Below are 8,678 nucleotides of genomic sequence, written 5' to 3'. Positions count from 1 at the left end.
TCTCGTGGCCGTCTTGCACGCGCTTGAGGTCATACAGGATGAAGGCCGAGAAGATGCCGATGGCCAGCACCGCCAGCGTGATCATCAGTGCGCTGGATTGAAGAAACACGTTCGCGATGCCGGCCACCATCAGCATGATGGCGCCGATGAACAAGAACTTGCCCATCGAGCTCAAGTCGCGCTTGATGATCGACGACAGCGTGGCCATGCCCAGGAAGATGGCGCCCGTGCCGGCGAAGGCCGTCATGATGAGGCCCGCGCCGTCGCTCAGGCCCAGCACCGCACCCACCAGCCGCGACAGCATCAGCCCCATGAAGAAGGTGAAGGCCAGTAGCATGGGCACACCCGCGGCCGAGTTCTTGGTCTTTTCGATGGCGAACATGAAGCCGAAGGCGCCGACGAGAAACACCACCAGGCCGATGCCGGGTGACATGAGGCGGAAGAGCTCGGTGCTCACGCCGACCCAGGCGCCGAGCACGGTGGGCACCATCGAGAGGGCGAGCAACCAATAGGTGTTGCGCAGGACCCGGTTGCGTTGCACGGCGACCGATTGACCGATCCCCTCGGGTTGATAACTGTTGAGGCCTTGGTTCATGACGATTCCTTTGCTTGGGTTGTGGAGTGACTGACGGGTGAAGTGGTTTCGTTGGACAGATTCTTCTTGGCGATGCGTTTGGCGCGGGCCCGGATGTTGATGGCTTCGACGGCGAGAGAAAACGCCATCGCGGCGTAGATGTAGCCCTTGGGCACATGCATCTCGAAGGCTTCGGCGGTGAGCGCCATGCCCACCATCACCAGGAAGGCCAGGGCCAGCACCTTGACCGAAGGATGGCGCTCGACGAACTCGCCGATCGGCTTGGCGGCGACGAGCATCACGCCCACCGAGGTCACCACCGCGGCCACCATGACGCTGATCTCATCGACCATGCCGACTGCGGTGATCACCGAGTCGAGCGAGAACACGATGTCGATGACCGCAATCTGGCCGATGATTCCCCAGAAGAGGCGGTTGCCGGCGGCCTTGAGGGCTGCGGCGTCGGTCGATGGCGGGCCGGTGTCTTCGGGCGCCTCGACTTCGTTGAAGATCTCGTGTGACGCCTTGTAGAGCAGGAAGAGGCCACCAAAAAGCAGCACCAGGTCGCGCCCGCTGATGCCTTGTCCGAACACGTGGAACAGGTCGGCTTTGAGGCCCATGACCCAGCTCAGCGAAAACAGCAGCAGCAGCCGCGAGACCATCGCGAAGCCCAGGCCGAGGCGCCGAGCCTTGTCGCGCAGCTCGGCAGGCAGCCGGCTGACGAGGATGGAGATGAAGATGATGTTGTCCACGCCCAGGACGATTTCCAGGGCGGTGAGCATCGCGAATGCAATCCAGATGTTGGGGTCGAGTAAGAGGTCCATGGAGATGAGGCAATGCGTGGTGCTTGAAGCACGCACGGTCGGTTCAAAAGAAGAACACGGGGCGCCGCGTGTTCACGCGGCGAGGCTCAGGCGACGAGGGGTGCCGAGCAGGGAGGGCGCTGCGGCCCGTCCAGATAGGGTGGCAACAGGCTGGCCGAGGCATACGGCTTGGGCCTCGTCATCGTGAGCGCGGGAGGGTGTGCGCTCGGGCCCACCAGAAAGAGGCCGGGTTGATCGGCCAGGGTTTCGGTCTGCGCCTGCATGGGCTGGCCATCGATCGAGCGCTCGCCGCCGGTGCTCTTGGGCTGGGCGTCTGCGCTCGGTTGAACGCAGTGGCTCTCACCGCCGGCCGCAGAAAACGTGGCGGGGTTGTCTTGCGCTGCAATGCCGGCCCACGCAAGGGCCAAGACAAGGAAAATGGCGATAGCCCGCACAAACATGATGCCGTGATTGTAGAGGGCGCGGCAATCCCGTGGTGTGGGCAGCCGCAGCTGGCTGCTCAATGGCCCCACAGGCGCTGAGCCAGTGCTTGCACCTGCGCATCGGCCAGCAATGCCGGCGGGGCTTCGGTGTGCGCGCGCAGCAAGCGAACCAGTGTTTCCTTGTGAGGCATCAACGGGCCCAAAAAACGCGCGCCGTCTGACGTGGCGATCAACAGGGTGGGGAAGTTTTCCACCTCGATCGGGTCGACCAGTGCGGCTTCGTCTTCGATGTCGACCCAAACAAAACGAGACTCCGGGAAGGCGGCCGCGACCTGGTCGAACAAGCTGCGGTACTCGCGGCAGCTGCTGCACCACTCGGCGCACAGGCAGGCCACGAGCAGCGGGGTGTGAGCGGTCGGTTCAGACATAGAACTCGATCATCTCAAACCTCGGTGCTGCAGCACGCCGAGCCGTTGTGGTGCCCATCGGGCACACTCGCGCTTTTGCGCGCGCCGGAGTCAAAGCCTTGCATGCCCACCTTGCCGTTGACGACAGCACACAGCCCCAGGCGGTGGTGGCCGGAGTGTCTGAATGAGCTTCGCCCCCGAAGAGCTCGTCGCCGCCGCGATTGCCGCGGTGGCCTTTCTCGCCGGATTCTTGATCTGGCGGGCGCGGGCCAAACGCACCCGCAGCGTCGGCCTGCGGGTGGAGGCGGGGCCGGCGAACCTGCGCTTCACTTGCGCCGGCTGCTCGGGCAAGTTCACCCATTCCCGCCGCACAATCAGCGCCTGGGAAAAGGGCGGCCGCAGTTATTTTTGCAACGCCTGCCACACCAAATGGCAGTCGACGCACGCACCGTCGGGCCACGGCCGCGGCGCGCGCATCATCACCGGGGAGCCCGCCGCCAAGCGCGGGTGCCTGGGGCTGTTCGCTGTCTTGCTTGCCATTCCGGCGGCGCTGGCTCTCGCTGTGCTGCAATACGTCTGACCTCGCCGCTTCGCGGTGTCGCACCCCTCAGGAGAACAACACCATGAACCCCATCAAGATTGTCGGCGCGGTATTGATTGCAGCTGGCGTGCTGGGCCTGATCTACGGCGGCTTCAGCTTCACCAAGGCCACGCACGACATCAAGCTCGGGCCGATCGAGTTGTCGGTGAAAGAAAAGGAATCGGTCAACGTGCCGATGTGGGCCGGTGTGGGCGCCATCGTGGCGGGCGCCGCGCTGCTCTTGTTCGGCGGCAAGAAGGGTTAGTCAGGGCGGCGGCCCGTCGAAGCTGGGTGATGCCGGCTTACAGCCCCACCTGGGTGATGAACTTGCTGTTCAGGTAGGCGTTGATGGCGTCGCTGCCGCCTTCGGTGCCGTAGCCCGAGTCCTTGATGCCGCCGAAAGGCACCTCGGGCAAGGCCAGGCCAAAGTGGTTGATCGACACCATGCCGCTTTCAATGGCCGCGCCGATCGCCGAGGCCGTCTTCAGAGACTTGGTGAACGCATACGCCGCCAGGCCATAGGGCAGGCGGTTGGACTCGGCCACCACCTCGTCGAAGCTCTTGAACGGCATCACCACCGCCAGAGGCCCGAAGGGCTCTTCGCTCATCACACGTGCGTTGGCCGGTACGTTCGTCAGAACCGTCGGCTCGAAGAAATAGCCGTCGGTACCGATGCGCTTGCCACCGAGGGCGAGCTTGGCGCCCTTGCCCACGGCGTCGTCAATGAACATCTGCATCGCCTCGACGCGCCGGCTGTTGGCCAGCGGGCCCATGCGGGTGTCCTTGTTCATGCCGTCGCCGACCTTCACGCCCGACGCGGTGGCCACGAAGCCGTCCACGAACTTGTCGTACACCGACTCCTGCACCAGGAAGCGAGTGGGTGACACGCACACCTGGCCGGCGTTGCGGTACTTGGCAATCGCCAACATCTTGGCGGCCGCCGCCACGTCGGCGTCTTCGAACACGATCGCCGGTGCGTGGCCGCCCAGCTCCATGGTGATGCGCTTCATGTGCTGGCCGGCGAGTGCGGCGAGCTTCTTGCCCACCGGCGTGGAGCCGGTGAAGGTGATCTTGCGCACGATGGGGTGCGGGATCAGGTACTCGGAGATCTCCGACGGCACACCAAACACCAGGTTCAGCACGCCAGCCGGCACCCCGGCGTCGGCATAAGCGCGCACGAGCGCGGCGCAGCTCGCGGGGGTTTCTTCCGGCCCTTTCAGGATGACCGAGCAGCCGGCGGCCAATGCGGCCGAGACCTTGCGCACCGCCTGGTTGATCGGGAAGTTCCAGGGCGTGAATGCCGCCACCACCCCCACCGGCTCCTTGATCACCAATTGGCTCACACCGTCGGCACGCGGCGGCACGATCTGGCCGTAGGTGCGGCGCGCCTCTTCCGCAAACCAGTCGATCAGGTCACCGGCCGAGGCCGCCTCGGCCTTGGCTTCGGCCAGCGGCTTGCCTTGCTCCAGCGTCATCAGCTCGCCGATCTCGGCGGCGCGCTCGCGCATCAGGTCAGCCGCGCGGCGCAATATCTTGTAGCGATCGAAGGCCGACACCGCACGCCACTGCTTGAAGCCCTTGTCGGCCGCGGCGAGCGCGCGGTCGAGGTCGGCGGTGCCGGCGTGCGCCAGGCGCGCCAGCGTCTTGCCGGTGGCCGGGTTGATGATGGGTTCGCTCTTGCCGCTGGTGCCGGCGGTCCATTCACCGTCGATGAAGAGCGCTACGTCTGTGTACATGGGGTGTTCGTCCTTGCTGATCTGGCCGAGGGAAGAGGCTGCGGGCGCAGCGTCCTGCCCGCAATTGTTCCCGCGATCGGACGACCGCGTTGTCGCACACGTTTCTCCCACTCTGCGGAACCGCGGCGCCTGCCGCGGCCGATCAGTTCGAGCGGGCGGGAGGCACCGGCGTACCCGGGGCGCGCGTGGTGGGTGCAGCGGGTGCTGCCGTCGCGGAGGGAGCCGCCGGTGCGGCCGCGGGCGCGACCGGCTCAGGCGTGGCCGGAACCTCTTGCCAAGCTGAGGGGCACGAGGTGACGTAGGGGTAGTACATCTGCGCGTCACGGCAGTAATACCAGGAGTGGCTCTGCTGCGTGGCGCTCGGCAAGAACACCGGTTCGACGGGCGCTTGCACGATGACAGGCCGCTCGACGACGTAAGGGTAGCCGTAGCCGTAACCGAACGGGATACCCCACCAGAACGGGCCGCCGACCCACACGTTCACACGCGCACGCGTGCGGGCTTCGGCCTCTTCAGCGACGGCCGCCAGCCCCAGCCCGATGACGGAGGCGATGACAACGGCCAGCAGGCCACGGGTCTGGTGTTGATGCTTCATGGCGGGCTCTTTCAAAGAATCACTGGCGAACCGGCGGCGGAGGCTGGATGCCCGCAGGCGGGCGCGGTGGCGCCGGCGGTACGGCCGCTGGCGCGCTGCGGTAGCCGGCGTAGCTGACGGCGGGCACCTGGTTGCCCTTGGCGTACATGCACTGTTGGTAGGCGATGTCGTAGCGGCGTTGCGCTCCGTAAGCGGTCTGGGAGCTTTGGTCGGAGCCCACAGCCGCGCCGGTCATGCCGCCCACGGCGGCGCCCACCCCCGCACCGCTGTGCCCACCCGCGATGGCGCCGACGGCTGCGCCGAGCACCACGCCTGTTGCGGTGGCGCCCACAAAACGCTGGTTGGCCGCTTCGCTGTTCTGGCTGCCGGAGGAGCTCACCGCCCAGTCGCGGCAGAGTCGATCGTCGGCCACGAACACTTCAAACGGCTTGTTCGGCCCGGGCATCACCGTGACGGTGGGGCCGGTAGGCATCTGGGCGCAGCCAGCCAGGGCGAGCAGGCCCAGTGCGCAGGCGGAGAGCAGCAGGTGTCGAGTGTTCATGGCTTCCTCGGGCACAGGGGGTAATACAAAACAACGGTGGGTGAACGGCTGGCGTTGACGTCTTTACATTGCAACGACGTTGGAGGCGGGTGAGCGGCGAACGTTCCGATCTTCGCGCAGCGAATGAACTTGCTTGTTTTTTGCATAAGGCGCCGTGCGAGTAAGCATCGACCAATTCATTCGTTCGCTCGCAGGGCGGGCCATTTAGCATCCACGGCATTCCGCAACGAAAGACCTCCCATGAGCTTCTCCCGCAGCCTGCGCACCGTCATCGCCGCCACCGCCCTGGGCGCGGTGGCGGGTGCTGCCTTCGCCAAAGACATCACCCTGCTCAACGTGTCGTATGACCCGACGCGCGAGCTCTACCAGGAATACAACGCAGCGTTTTCCAAACACTGGAAGGCCAAGACCGGCGACACCGTGACGGTCAAACAATCGCACGGCGGCTCGGGCAAACAGGCGCGATCGGTGATCGACGGCATCGACGCCGATGTGACCACCCTGGCGCTCGCCTACGACATCGACGAAATCGCCGCGCGCGGCAAGCTGCTCGCCCCCGACTGGCAAAAGCGCCTCAAGCACAACAGCGCCCCCTACACCTCGACCTACATCTTCCTCGTGCGCAAGGGCAACCCCAAGGGCATCAAGGACTGGGGTGACCTGGTCAAGCCCGGTGTGTCGGTGATCACCGCCAACCCCAAGACCTCGGGCGGCGCACGCTGGGGTTACCTGGCCGGTTACGGCTGGGCGCTCAAACAACCTGGCGGCAACGAAGCCACGGCCAAGGAGTACATCACCAAGCTGTTCCAGAACGTGCCGGTGCTCGACTCGGGCGCCCGCGGATCGACCGTCACCTTCGCCGAGCGCGGCCAGGGCGATGTGCTGCTGGCTTGGGAAAACGAGGCCCACCTGTCGCTGAAGGAATTCGGCGCCGGCAAGTTCGACATCGTTTACCCGCCGAGCAGCATCCTGGCCGAGCCGCCGGTGGCCGTGGTCGACAAGGTGGTCGACAAACGTGGCACCCGTGAGGTCGCCACTGCCTACCTCGACTACCTGTACAGCCCCGAAGGCCAGGAGATCGCGGCGCGCAACTACTACCGCCCGACCGACGCCAAGGTGGCGGCCAAGTACGCCAAGAACTTCCCGCCCGTGAAGCTGTTCACGATCGACGAGCTGTTTGGTGGCTGGAGCAAGGCCCAGAAAACCCACTTCGCCGACGGCGGCGTGTTCGACCAGATTTACAGCAAAGGCAAATGAAAGCCGGCCTTAGCTCGCCCAGCGAATAAGCAAACTCAAAACACGTCGTTTCCCGCGCTTGCAGGAGGCCCTAGCATCGGTTTCCTTCTGATTGCGAGCCTCTTGCCATGCGCCTGCCCCACACTGTTTCCCGCCGATCCGCCCTGAACCTGGCCCTGGCCACGCTGGCCTTGAGCGTTGCCCCATGGGCCCAGGCAGCCGGGCCGACCTTGCTCAACGTGAGCTATGACGTGGCGCGTGAGCTGTACAAGGAGATCAACCCGGCTTTCATCAAACACTGGAAGGCGACGGCCGGTGAAGACCTCACCATCAACCAGTCGCACGGCGGCTCCAGCAAGCAGGCGCGTTCGGTGATCGACGGGCTCGAAGCCGATGTGGTGACCATGAACCAGTCGAGCGACGTCGACGCCATTGCCAGCAAGGGCAAGTTGATCTCCGAAGACTGGGCCAAGCGCCTGCCCAACAACAGCGCGCCCACCACCTCGACCACCGTGATCCTGGTGCGCAAGGGCAACCCCAAAGGCATCAAGGACTGGGCCGATTTGGCCAAGCCCGGCGTGAGCGTCGTCATCCCCAACCCCAAGGTCACCGGCAACGGCCGCTACACCTACGTGGCGGCCTGGGGCGGCCTGGTCAAGGGCGGCGCCACCCCCGCACAGGCGCGCGAGACGGTGCAGAAGATCTTCGCCAACGTGCCGGTGTTCGACGGCGGCGGGCGTGCCGCCACCACCACCTTCGCGCAGCGCAACATCGGCGACGCGCTGTGCACGTTTGAGAGCGAGATCAACCTCATCAAGCAGGAGTTCGGCGATAACTTCGACGTGGTCTACGCCCCCTGGAGCATCCAGGCCGAGAACCCGGTCGCGGTGATCGACAAGGTGGTCGACAAAAAGGGCACCCGCAAGCAGGCCGAGGCGTACCTCAAGTTCTTGTGGTCGGATGAGGCGCAGGCCATTGCGGCCAAACACCAGCTGCGCCTGCGCTCGCCCGCGCTTCTGGCCAAGTACGCGAAAGACTTCCCGAAGGTCAACACCTTCACCATCGACGAAGCCTTCGGGGGCTGGACCAAAGCGCAGAAGGAGCACTTCGACGACGGCGCGATCTACGACCAGATTCTCGCCGCGGGGAAGAAGAAGTAAGCGGCACTGATCTCAGGCGCTCATGTTCCTCTCCCGCACCTTGCTGCGGCGGCACAGCGTGCTGCCCGGCTTCGATTTGGCCCTGGGCTTCACGCTGCTGTACCTCAGCTTCATCGTGTTGATCCCGCTGTCGGCCGCGTTCCTCAAGACCTTCACCATGACCTGGCCGGCCTTCTGGGAGGCGGTGGCCTCGCCGCGTGTGGTGGCTTCGTACCGGCTGACCTTCGGCGCCTCTTTCCTGGCGGCGCTGGTCAATGCTTTCTTCGGCTTGATCATTGCGTGGGTGCTGGTGCGGTATGAGTTCCCGTTCAAGCGGGTGGTCGACGCGCTGGTCGACCTGCCGTTTGCGCTGCCCACGGCCGTGGCCGGCATTGCGTTGACCGCGCTTTATTCGGGCAACGGCTGGATCGGCCAGCACCTGCCCTTCAAGGTCAGCTTCACGCCGGTGGGCGTGTTCGTGGCGCTCACCTTCATCGGCCTGCCGTTTGTCGTGCGCACCTTGCAGCCGGTGCTGGAAGACATGCAGAAGGAACTGGAAGAAGCCGCTGCCACGCTCGGAGCCACCCGCTGGCAGACCTTCACGCGGGTGATCTTCCCGATCAT

General features: G+C 65.2%; 12 protein-coding genes. 5 read left to right on the top strand and 7 right to left on the bottom strand.

The features are described 5' to 3' along the window. From RMO40_RS01730 to RMO40_RS01715, 4 genes are all read right to left on the bottom strand, one after another. Positions 1 to 595, bottom strand: a 595-nt coding sequence (locus RMO40_RS01730) for a Bax inhibitor-1 family protein (protein WP_309715423.1), incomplete at its 3' end; no start/stop codon positions are given. Beyond that, positions 592 to 1,398 (bottom strand): TerC family protein, encoded by an 807-nt coding sequence (locus RMO40_RS01725; protein ID WP_309715420.1) that lies wholly within the window; start codon positions 1,396 to 1,398, stop codon positions 592 to 594. The genes RMO40_RS01725 and RMO40_RS01730, both read right to left, overlap by 4 nt. Positions 1,399 to 1,484: 86 nt before the next feature. Then, positions 1,485 to 1,805: a hypothetical protein gene (locus RMO40_RS01720; RefSeq protein ID WP_309715417.1), complete on the bottom strand. Its 321-nt coding sequence runs from the start codon at positions 1,803 to 1,805 to the stop codon at positions 1,485 to 1,487. Positions 1,806 to 1,897: 92 nt separating this feature from the next. Next, positions 1,898 to 2,248, bottom strand: a complete 351-nt coding sequence (locus tag RMO40_RS01715) for a thioredoxin domain-containing protein (protein ID WP_309715414.1) — start codon at positions 2,246 to 2,248, stop codon at positions 1,898 to 1,900. A gap of 163 nt (positions 2,249 to 2,411) precedes the next feature. Between RMO40_RS01715 and RMO40_RS01710 the strand changes: the two genes are divergently transcribed. Continuing rightward, entirely contained in the window at positions 2,412 to 2,807 is a 396-nt protein-coding gene (locus tag RMO40_RS01710) for a hypothetical protein (protein WP_309715411.1), read from the top strand. Positions 2,808 to 2,850: 43 nt separating this feature from the next. After that, entirely contained in the window at positions 2,851 to 3,072 is a 222-nt protein-coding gene (locus RMO40_RS01705; protein ID WP_296682834.1) for a hypothetical protein, read from the top strand. 37 nt (positions 3,073 to 3,109) lie between these two features. Here RMO40_RS01705 and RMO40_RS01700 read toward each other — a convergent pair whose 3' ends face one another. The 3 genes from RMO40_RS01700 to RMO40_RS01690 all read right to left on the bottom strand — a co-directional run bounded on the left by RMO40_RS01700 (position 3,110) and on the right by RMO40_RS01690 (position 5,679). Then, positions 3,110 to 4,543, bottom strand: coding sequence for an NAD-dependent succinate-semialdehyde dehydrogenase (locus tag RMO40_RS01700; protein WP_309715407.1), 1,434 nt, complete (start codon positions 4,541 to 4,543; stop codon positions 3,110 to 3,112). A gap of 142 nt (positions 4,544 to 4,685) precedes the next feature. Further along, entirely contained in the window at positions 4,686 to 5,138 is a 453-nt protein-coding gene (locus RMO40_RS01695) for a hypothetical protein (RefSeq protein WP_309715404.1), read from the bottom strand. 19 nt (positions 5,139 to 5,157) lie between these two features. Further along, positions 5,158 to 5,679 (bottom strand): YMGG-like glycine zipper-containing protein, encoded by a 522-nt coding sequence (locus tag RMO40_RS01690; RefSeq protein ID WP_309715401.1) that lies wholly within the window; start codon positions 5,677 to 5,679, stop codon positions 5,158 to 5,160. A 240-nt stretch (positions 5,680 to 5,919) separates the two neighbouring features. Between RMO40_RS01690 and RMO40_RS01685 the strand changes: the two genes are divergently transcribed. The 3 genes from RMO40_RS01685 to cysT form a co-directional block, all read left to right on the top strand. Further along, positions 5,920 to 6,936, top strand: coding sequence for a sulfate ABC transporter substrate-binding protein (locus RMO40_RS01685; RefSeq protein ID WP_309715398.1), 1,017 nt, complete (start codon positions 5,920 to 5,922; stop codon positions 6,934 to 6,936). Positions 6,937 to 7,043: 107 nt separating this feature from the next. Beyond that, entirely contained in the window at positions 7,044 to 8,075 is a 1,032-nt protein-coding gene (locus RMO40_RS01680) for a sulfate ABC transporter substrate-binding protein (protein ID WP_309715396.1), read from the top strand. Between the two features lie 22 nt (positions 8,076 to 8,097). Next, positions 8,098 to 8,678: sulfate ABC transporter permease subunit CysT (cysT, locus tag RMO40_RS01675; RefSeq protein ID WP_309715393.1), on the top strand; the 581-nt coding region annotated here is incomplete at its 3' end.

Source organism: Rhizobacter sp. (genome assembly GCF_031412075.1).
Lineage (GTDB): Bacteria > Pseudomonadota > Gammaproteobacteria > Burkholderiales > Burkholderiaceae_C > Rhizobacter.
Note: the sequence above shows the minus strand (reverse complement) of the source record. Positions and strands in the feature narration are given on the sequence as shown.